Here is a 16076-nt window from a genome sequence, read left to right on the forward strand (position 1 = left end):
TCGGTCTTACAAGGCCGAAGACCACAGACGGCTACGCGGAGGACCGCATGAATCCCGCTTTGTACGCTCTGATCGTGATCCTGCTGGGGATCGGGGGCTGTATCGGCTATTTTTGGACGGCGAATTTCCTACTCGACAAAGTGCTTTTTCCGGCGCGCGGGGCGAATATCGGCCGAAACATCAACCGCGCCAATATGGTCAGGCCGTGGGTATTTCTGTTCCCGGCCTTGTTCTTTCTGGGCATTTATCTGGCTTACCCCGTTTTTGCGACGCTATCGCTGTCGCTGAACGACCGTAACGGCGCATTTATCGGCTTGGGCAATTACAGCCGCATGATAGCCGAGCCGAAGTTCGGTGAATCCCTGCGTAACAATATGTTGTGGCTGGTGGTCGTGCCTGCGGCATCAACCGTCTTCGGGCTGCTTGCCGCGCAACTGACCGACCGTATCCGCTGGGGCAATTTGGCCAAGTCGCTGATTTTTATGCCGATGGCGATTTCTTTTGTGGGCGCGTCAGTCATCTGGAAACTGGTTTATGACGCGCGCGACGCCAGCCTGCCGCAGGTGGGTCTGCTGAACGCCGTCTGGATGCAGTTTGGGGGCGGCTTCTGGTCGTTATTATTGCTGCGCATTTTGCCTGCCGCCATTTTGGTGGCGCTGATTGTCGCCGGGGCGCTTGCGGCATGGGCGATGGTACGTGCGACGCCGGGCGGCAAGCTGAGCGCCAATGTGCTCCGCGGCATCGGCGTCGTGATCATCGCCGCTTTGGCGTATGTGCTGGGCGGCTGGGGCCTCGGGTTACTGACGGCAGCCCTGCCCTACGGCCGCCCGCAACTTTGGCTGCAAACCCCGTTCTGGAACAACTTTTTCCTCATGATGGTGCTGGTCTGGATTCAAACCGGCTTTGCGATGGTGATCTTGTCTGCCGCGCTGCGCGGTGTGCCCGAAGACACTATCGAAGCCGCGGTGCTGGACGGCGCAAACCCCTTTCAGATCTTTTTCCGCATCAAAGTTCCGCAGATCCGCGGCACAATCGTGGTCGTCTGGACCACAATTACAATTGTGGTGCTCAAGGTCTTTGACATCGTTTTGGCGATGACCAACGGACAATGGGAAACGCAGGTCTTGGCCAACTACATGTATGACAAATTCTTCCGTTCCTTTGACACCGGCATGGGGTCGGCGGCAGCCATGGTCATCATGGCGCTGGTCACGCCTATTCTGATTTGGAACGTGTGGAACGCCCGCAAGGAAATGCGCTGATGGACAATATTGCCGGACAAAAATCGGCGCTGGCTTGGGCAGTGAACCTTTCGGTGGCGGTTCTGGTCATCCTTTGGATCATCCCGACGGCAGGCCTCCTCGTCTCCAGCTTCCGCTCGGGCGATCAGATCGATTCATCAGGGTGGTGGCAGGCCTTCGCGACGCAAGAAGCACAGCAAGCCCCCATCCGTATCACCGGCGCGGAAACGACCGAGGGCGAAACCCATGTGATCGCAGGACATCTGTTTACCACAGGCGCCACCGTCAGCGCATGGGGCATCTCCTCGCGCGAGCCGGCGGCCTTTGCCCCTGATGAGACTGCCGATCTGGGGGGCGGCAGCAGCCTAACCGTCGCCCAAGACGGCAGCTTCACCCTATCCTCGCCCACAAGTTTCGAGGGGGCGCGCCTGCCACGCGTCTTTACCACCGCCGCAACTCCGCCCGAATTCACCATCGACAACTATCGCAACGTGATCTTTTCGCCCATGGCGGGGCAGTCGATTGGGCAGGCGTTTTTGAACACGCTGACGGTCTCTATCCCCGCGACGGTGATCCCCATTCTGGTCGCCGCCTTTGCCGCTTACGCATTGGCGTGGATGGATTTTCCGGGACGCGCGCTGTTGATTGCCACCATTGTCGGCCTGCTGGTCGTGCCGCTGCAACTGGCCCTGATCCCGCTGCTGCAACTGCATAATACCATAGGAATCGGCAAAGGCTATTTGGGCATTTGGCTAGCGCATACGGGGTTTGGCCTGCCCATGGCGATCTACCTGCTGCGCAATTACATGGTCGGCCTGCCCAAAGACATCATCGAAAACGCGCGCGTCGATGGCGCGACCGAGTTTCAAATTTTCGTCAAAATCATCCTGCCCTTGTCGTTCCCCGCGCTGGCTAGCTTTGCCATCTTTCAGTTCCTGTGGACATGGAACGATCTGCTGGTCGCGCTGGTGTTCCTTGGCACGGGGAATGACCAACAGGTGCTGACCGGCAACCTCGTGAACCTGATGGGGTCGCGCGGGGGTGACTGGGAAATCCTTTCTGCTTCGGCCTTCGTCTCGATCGCTGTGCCTCTGCTCGTGTTCTTCTCGATGCAGCGGTTCTTGGTGCGCGGGCTGCTGGCCGGTTCCGTTAAATGAGAGCAACATGACACTTTCGAAAAACCCCGATTGGTGGCGCGGCGCCGTCATCTACCAGATCTACCCCCGCAGCTATCAGGACACGAACGGCGACGGGATCGGCGATTTGCCGGGCATCACGCAGCGGCTGGATCACATCGCTGCGTTGGGGGCCGATGCCATCTGGATCAGTCCGTTCTTCACCTCGCCCATGAAGGATTTCGGCTACGACGTGTCGGATTATTGCGATGTCGACCCGATGTTCGGCGCTCTGGCCGATTTTGACGCGCTGGTGGCCCGCGCGCACAAGCTGGGCCTGCGGGTGATGATTGATCTGGTGCTGTCGCATACGTCAGATAAACACCCATGGTTCCGCGAAAGCCGCCAGAACCGCACCAACCCGCGGTCAGACTGGTACGTCTGGGCCGACCCCAAACCCGACGGCACCCCGCCCACGAACTGGCTGTCGATCTTTGGCGGCAGCGGCTGGCAGTGGGATAGCCGGCGCGAGCAGTATTACCTGCACAACTTCCTGACCAGCCAACCCGACCTGAACTTCCATAACCACGCCGTGCAAGAGGCGCTGCTGGACGTCACCCGTTTCTGGCTGGAACGCGGCGTCGACGGCTTCCGGCTGGATACGATCAATTTCTATTTCCACGACCAGCACCTGCGCGACAACCCCGCCTTGCCAATCGAGGAACGCAACGACCGCACCGCCCCCAAGGTGAACCCCTATAACCACCAGATGCACCTGTTCGACAAAAGCCGCCCCGAAAATCTGGGGTTCCTGCGCCGATTTCGGGCTCTGCTGGATATTCACGGCGGCGTCGCCGTGGGCGAGGTCGGCGATTCCGAGCGCGGCCTGCAAATCATGGCGCAATACACATCGGGCGGCGACAAGGTACAGATGTGCTATCCCTTTGAACTGCTGCAGCCTGCCCGTGTCACGGCAACCGCGCTGCAGGCGACGTTCGACCAACTGGCAGAAGACGCGCCCGATGCATGGCCCTGCTGGTCATATTCGAACCATGATGTCGTGCGCCACATCACCCGCTGGAACCTGAATGAAACGGCCGTCCGCAGCTACCTGATGCTGCTTCTTAGCCTGCGCGGGTCGGTCTGCCTTTATCAGGGCGAGGAACTGGGCCTGCCCGAGGCCGAGCTGGAATTCAACGACATCCAAGATCCGTATGGCATTGAATTCTGGCCGGAATTCAAGGGACGCGACGGTGCGCGCACCCCGATGGTGTGGGAAAGTGACAATCGCCAAGGCGGCTTTACCGAGGCGACGAAGGGCTGGCTGCCCGTCACCGCGCCGCACCTGCCGCTGGCCGTTTCGGCGCAAAACGCCAATCCCGACAGCCTGCTGGCATACTATCGCGCGGCCCTTGCCTTCCGGCGCAGCCATCCCGAGCTGATCTCGGGCGCGATGTCGGCCGTCACGGCCAAAGGCGATCTGGCGTTCTTTACGCGTAGCGGTAAGGCCACATATTTCTGCGCCTTTAATCTGGGCCGCGACGATGCAACTGTTGCTCTACCCGCAGGCAACTGGGTCAACGCGGCCGCAGATTTGGGCGGGGTATCGGCTGATGGCGAATGGCTCAGCCTGCCCGCTTGGGGCTTTGCCCTGCTGCAAAAGGAATAGCCCATGTCCGAGGTGAAGCTGACGGCTGTCGAAAAAACCTACGGCCCCGTCAAAGTGCTGCAAGACATCAACCTGCATATTCAACCCGGCGAACTGGTGGTGTTCGTCGGCCCGTCGGGGTGCGGAAAATCAACCCTACTGCGGATGATCGCGGGGCTGGAAAAAATCACGGGCGGCACGCTGGAAATCGACGGGCAGCGCATGAACGATGTGCCGCCCGCGCAGCGCGGCATCGCGATGGTATTCCAATCCTACGCCCTCTACCCCCATCTGACCGTGCGCGAGAACATGGCCTTCGCCCTTAAGATCGCGCACAAACCCAAGGCCGAGATTGAGGCAGCCATCACAAAAGCCGCCAATATTCTACAACTAGAACCCTATCTGGATCGGCTTCCCAAGGCGCTGTCGGGTGGCCAGCGCCAACGTGTCGCCATCGGCCGCGCCATCGTGCGCGACCCCAAGGTTTACCTGTTTGACGAGCCGCTCTCGAACCTCGATGCCGCGCTGCGCGTGGCGACGCGGATCGAGATTGCCCAGTTGAAAGAACAGATGCCGGATTCGACCATGATCTATGTCACGCATGATCAGGTCGAGGCGATGACGCTAGCCTCGCGTATCGTGGTGCTGGCCAAAGGGGGGATCGCGCAGGTTGGCACCCCGCTGGATCTGTACCAACGCCCGCAAAATGAATTTGTCGCGCAGTTCATCGGATCGCCCGCCATGAACCTGACCCCCGGTCGCATCAGCCAAACCGGCGCGCAAACCTTAGTTGACCTAGACAATGGCGGCACTGCCATCGCCGACATCCCGACGACGGCAGCCGATATGGGCATGGCCGTCAACGTCGGCATCCGCCCCGAGGATCTGACTGAAATCGCCGATGGCCCCGCTATCTTTGATGGCCGCGTCGATTTCACCGAAGCCTTGGGCGAAGTAACCCTGATCTACCTAGAGCGCACGCACGAAGGTCCGAAAGTCGTGGCAAAACTGCCTGGCATGCGCGCCAACCTGCGCGGCCAAGCGGTGCTTTTGGGGGCCCAGCCCGACAAAGTGCATCTGTTTTCCGGGGGGCATTCGCTGCTCTACCGATAGATGAAAATCGCCCCGCGCATGCAAAACCAGCAGGCCTAAATCGTTCCAAATCGTCAAAATTATCAGCGGGTCGGCTATATGTCGGCCCGCTGTCTTTTGCGCGTCAAATAAGCTGCCCTAGTTTTTGCTTCCGTTTAATTAATTAAAGTTAGTTATTTTAAAAGAAGCCATTAAGCTTCCCCTTGTCCGTCGATTCGCCGGACCAAGAGGAGGTATAGATGTCGATAAAAATGACACGTCGCCTATTCATGGCGACCGTGCCGGCAGCCCTTGCCAGCACAGCAATCCCCGCCTTTGCAGTGCCGCTAAGCGACCTGCAGCTGATTGCACAGCAAAAATCGGAACCCTCGATCGTCCAGCTGGCCCGCGCGCTGGAACGGCTGACATCGACGGTCACCTTTATGACCACAGGCGCTCACCCCGATGACGAACCGTCGGGCATGCTGGCCGCGCTGCGGTTCAACTACGGCATCCACCCCGTCATGTACTGCATGACGCGCGGCGAAGGCGGCCAGAACTCGATCGGGCCGGAACGCGGTATTGCGCTGGGTGTCTTGCGCACGCGTGAAATGCAGGCCGCCTCGCGCGCACTGGACGCGGCGCTGGCGTTCGGCGGCATGGGCACGACCGACCCCGTACATGACTTTGGCTTCAGCAAAGACCCTGACGATACCATTGAACGCTGGGGCGAGGATCGTGTGCTGGAACGCATGGTCTGGGCCTTCCGCGCGTATCGTCCGGATGCGATTTTCAACTGCTTCCTTGATGTGCCCGGCCAACATGGCCAGCACCGCGCCGCGACGGTCGCAACCAAAAAGGCGATCGAACTTTCGGGCCGTGATGACGTCTACACCCACCACTTTACCGAACTGGGCCTGACGCCGTGGGAAGTGCCGAAAATGTACGACCCCGCATGGGGCGGCGGCGGCGGCGTCTATGACGACGAAACCCCTCCACCCCCGCAAACACTGCTGCTGACCGCCCCCGAGCGTGACAAGATTTCGGGCGCAACATGGCCGCAGATGGGCGAATGGTCACGGTCGTGCCACTTGACCCAAGGCATGGGCCGCTGGCGTCCCGAACCACAGACCGAATGGCCCCTTCACTTGGCCCGCGTCACCGGCGGCGCGGCTGGTGGCGAAGAATCCGACATCCGCGACGGCCTGATCGCCACCGTGGGGCAAATTGCCGATCTGCAAGGCATGAGCGATGATTGCGCCGCCGCCCTGCGCCAAGCGCAAGCGCTGATTGATGCCGCGCATTCCGACTACGCCGATCCTGCATCCGTGCTGGAAAAGGCTTTGGAGCTATCGGCCACCCTGAATACTGCCGTAGCCGCCCTGCCCGCAGACCTTGCGCCGATCGCAGCCCACCGCTTGAGCCGCAAACAACGCGAAGTGGCCGAAGTCATCCGCATCGCGTCTGGCGTGACGATCCGTTCGTTCGTGGATGGCAACGACGTGCCTGCAGGCCAATCGGTAGACATCCGCACTCTGGTCGATGCCCCCGCCGCGGTCGAGGTGAACGCCGTCGAGGTTCTGACCCGCGCTGGCCTGACCACCGGCCCCGGCCCCGATGGCAAGGTCACCGTCGACGTCCCCGCCGACGCGGCCCTGACCAACCCGATGGAGCCGCAGTTCGACCCGCTTGGCGGCAACGGCGATGCGTGGACGAAGGTGACCTTCACCGTGGACGGGCAGACCGTGTCGGTCATCGTCGATCTGGAAGATGCCCTGCGCATCGTGCCGGAAAACGCACTGACCCTGCGCCCCGAGGCCCTTGTCTTCAACATCGAAAACGGTGCGGTTCCCGCGAATATCGAGGCCGTCGTCACGAACGCGACGATTGGAGATCTGGATATTCCGGTTCCCGAGACTTGGGTTCTATCGGGCGATGTCGACCCCGTCGGCACGGCCGCCACCTTCCAACTGGCGCCGCCTGCCGACCTGAAAGTCGAGCGGATCGTGCTGAACCCGACACTGAAAGGCAAAACGGCTTACAAGGTCGAAACCTTCCAGTATCCGCACACCGGCAAAGCCGTTGTGCCCAGCGAGGTCGCCTTCCAAGTCCAAGTCGTGGATGCGAAAATCCCCGATGCGCGCGTGGCTTACATCGGGTCGAACAACGACAACGTGGCCATCTGGATGCGCCGCTTGGGTGTCGACGTGACCGAATTGACCCCCGCCGACATGGCATCGGGCGCGTACAAAGACTTCGATACGATCGTGGTCGGCGTTTTCGCCTTGGGCCGCCGCACGGACATGACATCGCGCATGGCCGAGGTGCATGAATGGGTCAACGCAGGGGGCCATCTTGTCACCCTGTACCACCGCCCATCGGACGGCTGGAACCCCGACACGGTGCCGCCCGCCTACCTGAAGATCGGCAGCCCCTCGATCCGCTATCGCGTGACCGACCCGAATGCGGCAGTGACGGTGCTTGCGCCCGATCACCCGCTGCTGACCCAGCCGAACGTCATCAGCGCCGACGATTGGGCAGGCTGGGACAAGGAACGCGGCCTATACTTCGCGTCGGAATGGGCCGAAGTCTACACGCCCTTGCTGGCGATGAACGACCGCGGTGAAGACCCGCTGGAGGGCTCGCTCCTCAGCGCGCAAATCGGCGCGGGGCGTCACACGCACACCGCATTGGTGCTGCACCACCAACTGGACAAGCTAACGCCGGGCGCGTTCCGCATTCTGGCGAACCTGTTGCAGAAAGCCTGATACAAGAAGGGGCGCCGATCACATCGGCGCCCCTTCCTTTTAGATCAGCGCCAGCACGATGACCGGTATTGCAACAGGCGGTTTTTCCACCGGCAGCCCAAATGTCAGGTCATTGGGATCAACCGGCACCAGCATAGTATCGTTGGGATTTGGCGGTTGCGGCTGCAAAATCTTGATCTCGCTACCATAATTCATCAGCCGCGCACGCCACACCTTCGTGCCGAGGCTGGGCAAATGCAAATGGCGGAACGGCCATACCAAAACATGGACATATACCGCGCTGCCTTTACGGGTAAGACGGCAGTCCTGCAAGGGCGGCAAGTCGGCCGCCCTTGCCCCATATATGGCCGCGCGGTGATAACGCATCCAGTCGGCGTAAACCTGCAGGGCCGCAGTCGATTTGGCATCCAACCTCCCGCGCGCGGTCGGGCTGACATGCATCAACAAATTGCCCCCCTTCGATACAGTGTCGATCAGCAGCCCCAGCAGATTTGCCCTGAAGCTCGTCACGGGTAGTAGCCCCATGAGCCTGCCAGCGTCTGTCATGCCTCCCACGTGGCGCGTTGGCCTACCACCTCGGGCCAGGCGCGGGGTTGAATCAGGCTTTTTTGGGGTTACCAACGGCTGAAGGTCGTCCATTTCCTCGCCATTTTCGGGCACGCGCGCTGGTCGAGCAAGTCACGCAGCTCGTCACCCAGCAGATTGAAAGCCAACACCATCACCGACACCGCCAAGCCCGGAAACAGCGGTAGGTGGAAATTGACGCCTATGAAATTTCGGCCCCCGCTCATCATCGCGCCCCATTCGGGCATGGGCGACTGCCCGCCTAGCCCTAGGAACGATAGCGATGCGACAGACAAGACGGTCGTGCCTGCGGTCAGCGTCGATTGCACAATTAAAGTCGACAGCGCATTTCGAAACATGTGGTCGAACATGACGCGCACGCGCGGCCTCGGCATAGTCCATTTAGCGTAGCCCCAGCGTGACGTTGCGCGTCGGGCGCGCATAGCTGGCAATTGAGAAAACTGCATTAGCAATCAGAAGGTTGGTCAGGTTGAGGCCCGGAATAGACGTGATCAGCATTGCCAGAACAACTGCAGGAAACGCAAAAATGATGTCCACCACCCACATCAGCGCGCTGTCGATGCGCCCGCCAAATCTACCCGCAACCAGCCCAATGGGAATACCGACAAGCAATGCCAGACCGACCCCGACCAGAACCTCGAGGAAGGATATTCTTGCGCTGTAAGCCGCATGGGCGAAAATATCCCCTCGTATTGATCTGTACCAAAGAAATGCTGCCCCGATAGCGGCAGCAACGCAGCCATCAGGTTCTGCGCATAGGGATCAGCGCGGGCGATCAGCGGGGCGAAAAAACGATAACTGCCATCAAAAGCGCGCCAATCCCCAGAACGACAGCCAGCGCATGGCTAACCAACGCCAGTTTCAGAGTGTTCGGAAAGCGGGTCGACAGTTCTTTAACCACCGGCGGCTTGGAATACAGCGACGTGCCCAGATCACCCTGCAAACGCCTTTGCCAGAAATATGCCGTATAGCGCTATAATCGGCATATCCAATCCAAGGCGCGCTCGCATATCCAGCAGCAGGGCTTCGGGTGCATCTGGCCCGCCATCAGCCGCGCGGGGTCGCCCGGAAGCGCGCGCAATGCGATAAAAACTAGAAAGGATGTTCCTAGTAGGACAAGCGGCAGCGCCGCCGCCTTTCTGATCGGATAAGACTTCACAGGCGGCCCTTTGTGCAAAAGGGGGCTTTTGGGGTTGGACATAAAGTTGGGCAGCCGCGCCGTCGGGGAATCCCGCTACGGCAAGCAAAGCCTTGGCTTTCTCGACGTCGAAGGGATGGGGATTCAAGGGGTCGTTGTAGCCAAACACAGCCTCCCCCAGCGGCGAGTTTGCGGTACTGTCGTAGCCAATAGCAGCGTCTGCACAAATGCATCACGGTTAGTCGCATAGTTAATCACCTGCCGCACAAGGCGGTTGTCAAGCGGGGGTTGCACATGGCCAGCGCTGCCCAGAAAGCGCGGCTTGGCTTCGTGCAGGGTCAGGTCGGGGTTCGCGGCAATTTGGTGGGCGAAAATCGCCGAGGGTGCGTTAATCACATCGGCATCGCCCGCCTTCAGCGTCATCGCAGCAACCGAGAGTCAGGCCGACCAAATGAACGATCTTCGCGAGGTCGCTCCAGTCATCGTCAACGCGCGACAGCAGGACATATTCGCCGGTATTCCATTCGGCCACACTAAAGGGGCCCGTGCCGCCGCCGAGGGTTTCCATTATTCCAGCCTTAGTCGCGGCGAGACTAACGATGCCCGCTTACATTACTGCGACCAACGCGGGAAATGCCGGATGGACGGCGTTCAACTTGAACGCCACGGTGCGGTCATCAATGGCGTTCACCGCACCAATGATCGGACGCCCGAGGGAAGGCCTATGCCTCGTCCAGCAACCGCGTGAAGGTAAAGACGACGGCATCCGCATTAAGCGGGCGGCCATCGTGAAATGTTACCCGTCGCGCAACTTTAAAGTCCAAGTCAAGCCGTCGTCGCTGACCGTCTATTCGATCGCTAGAGCAGGATTTTGGTTCAAATCCTGTTCCAGCGCGACAAGGTTTTCATAGATCGCCGTCAGGACAGACGTGTTGTAAGAACCAACCATGGTTCGTGGCCCCATCAAGGCGGGGGATCGCCCTGAAGAATCGTAACCGTTTGTGCGAAGGCGCCCCGCTGAGGGCCGTACCGGCCAGCAAAGACGCCGCAAATAGCGTACGACGACGTTGCTTGAGCATGGATTTCCCTGTTGGCGATTCTAAGGCCGAAGCCGGTTTTTGCGATAACTTATGTCATTCTGTATTAAAACATACTTGAGTAATTTTATTTACTGAATTAATTGTCAAGCAAGACGACCACTGCCCCGAACCGGAAGACGCATGGCTACGTTAACATATGCCCATCGCCAGCTTTTGCGCGCCGTCAGCGCCTCAGCGGGGCTGACACGTACGGAAATTGCGGAAAAAACGGGCTATTCGCGCCCTGCGATCACGGCCCTTTCGCGCGACCTGATTGATTGCGGCCTGCTGGCCGAGGGCGACAGCATTCGAGGCCAAGGGCGGCCATCGATCATCCTCGATATCGCGGCGCAAGGCGGCTTCGTGGTCGGCGTGGCCGCTGTCGCGGGGCGCGCGCGGATTTTGCTGGCAGACTTGGCCGGTCATGTTCATGGCAGCGACGAGGCTGACTGGCCCTTGGACGCCCCCGATCTGGCTCGCATGTTAGCCGAGCGTTTGCCGCAGCTGGCGCGCAAGGCTGCAATCGGTTTCGACCGCGTTGTCGGTATTGGTGTCGCTGTGCCGGGCTTGGTCGACGACACCCAGCAAGTCTGCCTGCAGTCGAACAACCTTGGTTGGCGCGACGCCCCTGTTGCTGCGCTGATCCGCGCGGCGACCGGCATTCCCACCTATGTCGAAAACGATGCGAACGCCGTCGCCGTCGGCGAGAAGCTGTTCGGCCGCGCGCGCGAATGCGGCGATTTCGTCGTTATCACGTTGGGGCGCGGCATCGGGGGGGCGATCTTTGTCGGGGGGCAGCTGTACCGTGGCCATTCCGGCGCGGCTGGCGAGATATCGCATGCGGCGATTCAGCTCGACGGCCCGCCCTGTCGCTGTGGCAAGCGCGGGTGCCTGACAACCATCGCATCCGGACGGGCCATTTTGCACGCTGCCGTAGCCGACGGCCTGCCCTGCGCCGTGATGGAGGACGTCGAGCCGCTGGCCGAGAGTGGCGATGCCGCAGCCATCGCCATTTTGCACCGCGCAGGCGGGGCGCTGGGTTTGGCGATCGCCCAGGCGATCCAAATGCTCAATCCCGCGCTGGTTGTCATCGCGATGGAATTCGGCAGCGAGGACGGCCTGATGCAGCGCGTTATCCGGCAAAGCATCGACGCCGCCATCATGCCGCGTTTAAGGGCAGCCACGCAAATCACCTTCGACTTTGTCACCCCCGCTTTCACCGCCAGCGGCGCCGCAGCCGTCGCGGCCGAACGGTTCCTACTCAACCCCCTAATAACTGCCGAGGGCGCATGACCTACAAAATCGCCGTTGCTGGCCTGCATATCGAAAGCTCCAGCTTTAACCCGGGTCTGACGCGCACGGCAGACTTCCGTATTTTGCGCGGGGCCGACCTGTTCAATGCCCCCGATTTTGCAATGCTGGCCGATTACGATGCCGACTGGCAGCCCGTCTTTTGGGCTCGCGCGGTGCCCGGCGCGCCGATCTGCCCCGAGACCTATGCCGCCTTCAAAGCCGAGATTTTGGCCGGCATCCGCGCGGCTATGCCCTTGGACGGCGTTTATATGGCGCTGCATGGCGCAGCAGTCGTTGCGGGGATGCATGACTGTGAGGGCGATCTGCTAGCCGCGGTTCGCGATATCGTCGGGCCCGATGTGTTGATTACGACCAGCTACGACCTGCACGGCAACGTGTCAGACCGTGTGGTGGATTCCATCGACATGTTCAGCGCCTATCGCACAGCGCCCCATATTGATGTCCCCCAAACCATGCGGCGCGCCATCGCTTTGCTGATGCGCGCGTTGGACAGCGGCCAGCGCCCTTCCGTCTGCTGGGTGAAGGTTCCGGTCTTGCTTCCGGGCGAGCGGACATCGACCGAGGACGAACCCGCCGCCAGCCTCTATGCCGTCATTCCCGCCCTCGAAGATGTGGACGGCATATGGGACGTCTCTTTGATGGTCGGCTATGTCTGGGTGGACGAGCCGCGGGCGACAGCCGCCGTGTTGGTCACCGGCACCGACCATGCTACGATGCAGCGGGCTGCCATCGAATTGGCCAGCGCGTACTGGGACGCCCGCGAGTCCTTTGTTTTTGGCACGGTTACCGGCAGCCTGTCTGATTGCTTGTCCATGGCGCGCGATGCGACTGCCCTGCCCGTCGTCTTGGCCGATTCCGGTGACAATCCGACAGGCGGCGGCGCGGGTGACCGCGCCGATACGCTGGCTGCCCTGTTGGAAAACGCCGAAGCAGACGTCATTTTGGCCGGGATTGCCGATCTGCCGCTGGTCGATGCAGCCTATGGCGCCGGCGTGGGCGCAAGCGTGCACGGCACGATTGGCGCGACGCACGACCCGATCAATAGCGCACCGCTGCCGATCACCGCGCAGGTCATCGCACTGTCCGATGCGCCGCGCGCAGCCGAACGTCAGGCGGTTTTGCGCTGCGATGGGGTGACTTTTGTCGTTACAGCGCGCCGACGCCCGTTCCACAACTTGGTAGATTTCACTTCATTGGGGTTGGACCCCGCCAAGGCGCGCATGGTGGTGGTCAAATCCGGCTACCTCTCGCCCGATATGAAGGCGCTAGCGGCAACTTCACTGATGGCACTGACCCCCGGCATCGTAGACCAAGACGTGACCCGCCGCCCGCGCCAGCATATCGCCCGCCCGACTTTTCCGTTCGACACAGGGTTCGACTGGGCCCCGCACGTTCTGTGGTCAGCACGTGACCCAGCCGGTTCTGTTCATCCGTGATCTGCGCGCGTATTTCACGACCGAACGCGGCATAGTGGAATCGATCGATGGCGTGACGTTCGACATCCATCGCGGCGAAACCTTGGCCATCGTGGGCGACTCCGGATCGGGCAAAAGCGTCACCAGCCTCTCGATTATGGAGTTGCTGCCACGGCGGCTAGGGCGCGTTGCGGGCTGCGAGATCACCTTCACCGGACGCGACACCTTGTTCGGGCGTAACCCGCCCATCTGCGGTCGCTGCGCGGCAACCAGATGGCTATGATCTTCCAAGAGCCGATGAACTCGCTGAACCCGTTTTTTTAGCGTCGGACGCCAGATTGCAGAAGTGATCATGCTGCACGAAAGCAACACACGGCCCGAGGTCAAGGAAGCCGCAGTTGCGATGTTGCAAATGTTGGGCATATCGGCCTCTCAGGCGCGGACAAAGAACTACTCTCATCAGATGTCCGGCGGGATGCGCCAGCGTATCATGATCGCCATGGCGCTGTCTTGCTGCGGCGCCCTGTTAATTGCAGACGAACCGACCACGGCTTTGGTCGTCGCGGTGCAAGCCCAGATCTTGCGCCTGATCTGGGACTTGAAGACCCAGACCCATACCGCCGTCATCTTCATAACCCACAATCGTGCTGTCGTGGCCATGATCGCCAACCGCGTCGCCATTATGTATGGCGGCCACGTGGTCGAGTAAGGCCGCGTTCACCAGGTTTTTGAGGATACCCAGCACCCTCACACGCGCAGGCTGCTGGCATCGACGACCAGTCGCGGGCCTGACGGCAAAAGGCAACCGCTGCGCGCCATCGGCGGCACTTTGCCCAGCCCGCCAAACCTGCCGCCGGGTTGAGTCTTTGGGCCGCACCGCGGCACTGCCATCAGCATGGCAGTGCCTGCGCAAACGCCCGTGGGTGCGCAGCAGGCGGTGCGCTGCATCCGCCCCCAGCGCACCCGTATGCGCGGTCCAGAGCCCATCTTGGACGTGCGCGATGACCGTGCCCTTTCCAATCCAAGGCGGCTCGCTTGGCCGCTTGCAGGGGCATGTCCATCCTGCCGAAAATGTCATCCTTTTCTACGCAGGGGAGAAGCTTTCGGAGTGGTCGGCGAATTCGGGTCGCGCAAGACCGCTGTGGGGCGTGCGATCATACGCCTGCACCAGCCGGCAATTGGCAAAATCCGCTTTCGTAGTCAAAATATATTTAATCTGACTGCGGCACTATTTGTACCGTTTCGCCGGTATATACAGCTCGTATTTCAATACCCATTCGCCACTTTAAACCCGCGCAAAACCGTCGCAGCGATCATCGGCAAGGCACAGGCCGTGCCGCACGTATCGCTGAGTTACTTGATTGGGTCGGCCTTCCCCTTGATGCCGGCCGCCCGCTACCACACGAGTTTTCCAGCGGCCAACGCCAACGCATCGGCATCGCCCGCGCGCTGGCCGTCAACATACAGTTATCGCGGCGAAATCCCCAGTGCAATCAACCTGCCGTCAGGTTGTGTCTTCCGAACCCGCCGCTCGCAAGCGGTGGCAAAATGCGTCGCTACGCTGCCCACGCTGCTGCCCAAAGCACCCGCACATTACGCAGCGTGCCCGTACAACTAGGCTGCCGCCGCATCACGCTGAACGGCTTGACGCAGACCAACCAACCGCTGCAGGCGGGATTCCATTTGGCACAGGTGCTCGTCAGCCTCGGCCCATGGGCCGGTAACCTGCGGGGCCTCGGGCAAAGGGCCAGCGGCGCCGGCCTGTTGCAGCAGGGTGCGACAGTGCTGCGCCGCCGCGCGGATTCGGGCGGGTAGATCCTCGGGCGCGGGCTGCCCGCTGCGCAGTGCCATCGACAATGCTTCGGTCATCATTAGGGCGTTTGCGAACAGATGAACGGCGTGGCGGTTTTGCCGCGCGATTGTCTTTAGAAGCGGGTTCGCCACCATACGTCCGCGCACCGACCAGCGCGCCGACAGGCGAGCGTTGTCCAGCGTATCCAGCAGAATTCGCAGGCTTCCCCAACTATCGGCAACCTTGCGTTCAGCGTGCGATGCGTTGGTCAGATCACCTTTTTCTACAGCATCGGCCGCTTGATCTAGCCCCGCAGCAAGCTGAGTCAGAAAGTTCTGCATCGCGGTATTCAGGCTTCGGATCGGGTCGGGCGTCAGCAGAAACTGGCTGCACAGCAGGCCCACCACGACGCCGATGCCGCCATCTACCAACCGGTGCAGGCCCGCGCTCTGCGGCCCCATCGCCAGCACCAGCGTCACAGATACCCCGGCCTGAATACCCAACACGGCCGATCGTCCAAGCGCAGCAGCGATGCTCATTGCCATCAAAATCGCAACGATCAGCTCGACCAGCAATACAAGCCCTGAGACCCCGCCAGGGTTGATCGCCCAGACCAGCTCGCCCACAACGATGCCTAGCGTCATGCCGATGATCAGATCAACCGCCTGACGCCCGTGGTTCGGCAACCCGGGCGCAAGCGACACGATAGCACAGATCGCCGCAAAAACCGGTGCCTGATGGCCCAGCAGCTCGACGGCGATCAGCCACGACGCGCCAGCCGCGAACGCCGCGATCAGCAAATCGCGCCGCGCGGCCCGCAGGCGGTTTGGCATAGGCGTAAAGGTTTTCGTGATCCATTGCTGGGGCGTCTGGGGCATGATGATAATCCGGCATTTTTGTCTATATTTGC

16 protein-coding genes and 1 pseudogene are annotated in these 16076 nt (G+C 61.0%); 11 read left to right on the forward strand and 6 right to left on the reverse strand.

What is annotated here, in order from left to right:
* Positions 1 to 47 precede the first annotated feature (47 nt).
* The 5 genes from BVG79_RS06150 to BVG79_RS06170 all read left to right on the forward strand — a co-directional run bounded on the left by BVG79_RS06150 (position 48) and on the right by BVG79_RS06170 (position 7843).
* Positions 48 to 1262 (forward strand): carbohydrate ABC transporter permease, encoded by a 1215-nt coding sequence (locus BVG79_RS06150; RefSeq protein ID WP_085786110.1) that lies wholly within the window; start codon positions 48 to 50, stop codon positions 1260 to 1262.
* Entirely contained in the window at positions 1262 to 2398 is a 1137-nt protein-coding gene (locus BVG79_RS06155) for a carbohydrate ABC transporter permease (RefSeq protein ID WP_085786111.1), read from the forward strand. The genes BVG79_RS06150 and BVG79_RS06155 overlap by 1 nt, the downstream gene beginning before the upstream one ends.
* A 7-nt stretch (positions 2399 to 2405) precedes the next feature.
* Positions 2406 to 4025: an alpha-glucosidase gene (locus BVG79_RS06160; RefSeq protein WP_085786112.1), complete on the forward strand. Its 1620-nt coding sequence runs from the start codon at positions 2406 to 2408 to the stop codon at positions 4023 to 4025.
* Positions 4026 to 4028: 3 nt separating this feature from the next.
* Positions 4029 to 5117, forward strand: a complete 1089-nt coding sequence (locus tag BVG79_RS06165) for an ABC transporter ATP-binding protein (protein WP_085786113.1) — start codon at positions 4029 to 4031, stop codon at positions 5115 to 5117.
* A 218-nt stretch (positions 5118 to 5335) separates the two neighbouring features.
* Entirely contained in the window at positions 5336 to 7843 is a 2508-nt protein-coding gene (locus tag BVG79_RS06170; RefSeq protein WP_085786114.1) for a PIG-L family deacetylase, read from the forward strand.
* A gap of 39 nt (positions 7844 to 7882) precedes the next feature.
* Here the strand turns inward: BVG79_RS06170 and BVG79_RS06175 are convergent, their stop codons facing one another.
* From BVG79_RS06175 to BVG79_RS06185, 5 genes are all read right to left on the reverse strand, one after another.
* Complete coding sequence (locus BVG79_RS06175; RefSeq protein ID WP_198167899.1) at positions 7883 to 8389, reverse strand: alpha-L-fucosidase; 507 nt, start codon at positions 8387 to 8389, stop codon at positions 7883 to 7885.
* Positions 8390 to 8457: 68 nt separating this feature from the next.
* Positions 8458 to 8802 (reverse strand): ABC transporter permease, encoded by a 345-nt coding sequence (locus BVG79_RS13640; RefSeq protein ID WP_198167900.1) that lies wholly within the window; start codon positions 8800 to 8802, stop codon positions 8458 to 8460.
* Positions 8803 to 8809: 7 nt separating this feature from the next.
* Positions 8810 to 9040 (reverse strand): ABC transporter permease subunit, encoded by a 231-nt coding sequence (locus tag BVG79_RS13785; protein ID WP_198167901.1) that lies wholly within the window; start codon positions 9038 to 9040, stop codon positions 8810 to 8812.
* Between the two features lie 163 nt (positions 9041 to 9203).
* On the reverse strand, positions 9204 to 9371 hold the full coding sequence (locus BVG79_RS13495) for a hypothetical protein (protein WP_157115640.1): 168 nt from the start codon (positions 9369 to 9371) through the stop codon (positions 9204 to 9206).
* Positions 9372 to 9710: 339 nt separating this feature from the next.
* Positions 9711 to 9989, reverse strand: a complete 279-nt coding sequence (locus BVG79_RS06185; protein WP_085786116.1) for a hypothetical protein — start codon at positions 9987 to 9989, stop codon at positions 9711 to 9713.
* A 28-nt stretch (positions 9990 to 10017) separates the two neighbouring features.
* On the opposite strand from BVG79_RS06185, the gene BVG79_RS13505 reads away from it, so the two are divergent.
* The 6 genes and pseudogenes from BVG79_RS13505 to BVG79_RS13905 all read left to right on the forward strand — a co-directional run.
* On the forward strand, positions 10018 to 10314 hold the full coding sequence (locus BVG79_RS13505; RefSeq protein WP_157115641.1) for a hypothetical protein: 297 nt from the start codon (positions 10018 to 10020) through the stop codon (positions 10312 to 10314).
* A gap of 472 nt (positions 10315 to 10786) precedes the next feature.
* Positions 10787 to 11938, forward strand: a complete 1152-nt coding sequence (locus BVG79_RS06190; RefSeq protein ID WP_085786117.1) for an ROK family transcriptional regulator — start codon at positions 10787 to 10789, stop codon at positions 11936 to 11938.
* Complete coding sequence (locus BVG79_RS06195) at positions 11935 to 13395, forward strand: M81 family metallopeptidase (protein ID WP_085786118.1); 1461 nt, start codon at positions 11935 to 11937, stop codon at positions 13393 to 13395. Before BVG79_RS06190 ends, BVG79_RS06195 begins: the two co-directional genes overlap by 4 nt.
* Complete coding sequence (locus tag BVG79_RS13650; protein WP_198167902.1) at positions 13367 to 13657, forward strand: ATP-binding cassette domain-containing protein; 291 nt, start codon at positions 13367 to 13369, stop codon at positions 13655 to 13657. The genes BVG79_RS06195 and BVG79_RS13650 overlap by 29 nt, the downstream gene beginning before the upstream one ends.
* 69 nt (positions 13658 to 13726) lie before the next feature.
* Complete coding sequence (locus BVG79_RS13655; protein ID WP_198167903.1) at positions 13727 to 14083, forward strand: ATP-binding cassette domain-containing protein; 357 nt, start codon at positions 13727 to 13729, stop codon at positions 14081 to 14083.
* A gap of 635 nt (positions 14084 to 14718) precedes the next feature.
* A pseudogene (locus BVG79_RS13905) lies at positions 14719 to 14781 on the forward strand (hypothetical protein); the annotation flags it as partial.
* A 207-nt stretch (positions 14782 to 14988) separates the two neighbouring features.
* Here the strand turns inward: BVG79_RS13905 and BVG79_RS06205 are convergent.
* A complete protein-coding gene (locus BVG79_RS06205; protein WP_085786119.1) occupies positions 14989 to 16044 on the reverse strand; it encodes an FUSC family protein in 1056 nt (351 codons plus the stop codon).
* Positions 16045 to 16076 lie beyond the last annotated feature (32 nt).

This window comes from Ketogulonicigenium robustum (assembly GCF_002117445.1).
Taxonomy (GTDB): domain Bacteria; phylum Pseudomonadota; class Alphaproteobacteria; order Rhodobacterales; family Rhodobacteraceae; genus Ketogulonicigenium; species Ketogulonicigenium robustum.

Bases quoted from the DNA above. Each gene is read 5' to 3' on its own strand.
- BVG79_RS06150 (WP_085786110.1), top strand. From the start codon at position 48: ATGAATCCCGCTTTGTACGCTCTGATCGTGATCCTGCTGGGGATCGGG.
- BVG79_RS06155 (WP_085786111.1), top strand. From the start codon at position 1,262: ATGGACAATATTGCCGGACAAAAATCGGCGCTGGCTTGGGCAGTGAAC.
- BVG79_RS06160 (WP_085786112.1), top strand. From the start codon at position 2,406: ATGACACTTTCGAAAAACCCCGATTGGTGGCGCGGCGCCGTCATCTAC.
- BVG79_RS06165 (WP_085786113.1), top strand. From the start codon at position 4,029: ATGTCCGAGGTGAAGCTGACGGCTGTCGAAAAAACCTACGGCCCCGTC.
- BVG79_RS06170 (WP_085786114.1), top strand. From the start codon at position 5,336: ATGTCGATAAAAATGACACGTCGCCTATTCATGGCGACCGTGCCGGCA.
- BVG79_RS06175 (WP_198167899.1), bottom strand. From the start codon at position 8,389: ATGACAGACGCTGGCAGGCTCATGGGGCTACTACCCGTGACGAGCTTC.
- BVG79_RS13640 (WP_198167900.1), bottom strand. From the start codon at position 8,802: ATGCCGAGGCCGCGCGTGCGCGTCATGTTCGACCACATGTTTCGAAAT.
- BVG79_RS06185 (WP_085786116.1), bottom strand. From the start codon at position 9,989: ATGACGCTGAAGGCGGGCGATGCCGATGTGATTAACGCACCCTCGGCG.
- BVG79_RS13505 (WP_157115641.1), top strand. From the start codon at position 10,018: ATGAACGATCTTCGCGAGGTCGCTCCAGTCATCGTCAACGCGCGACAG.
- BVG79_RS06190 (WP_085786117.1), top strand. From the start codon at position 10,787: ATGGCTACGTTAACATATGCCCATCGCCAGCTTTTGCGCGCCGTCAGC.
- BVG79_RS06195 (WP_085786118.1), top strand. From the start codon at position 11,935: ATGACCTACAAAATCGCCGTTGCTGGCCTGCATATCGAAAGCTCCAGC.
- BVG79_RS13655 (WP_198167903.1), top strand. From the start codon at position 13,727: ATGCTGCACGAAAGCAACACACGGCCCGAGGTCAAGGAAGCCGCAGTT.
- BVG79_RS06205 (WP_085786119.1), bottom strand. From the start codon at position 16,044: ATGCCCCAGACGCCCCAGCAATGGATCACGAAAACCTTTACGCCTATG.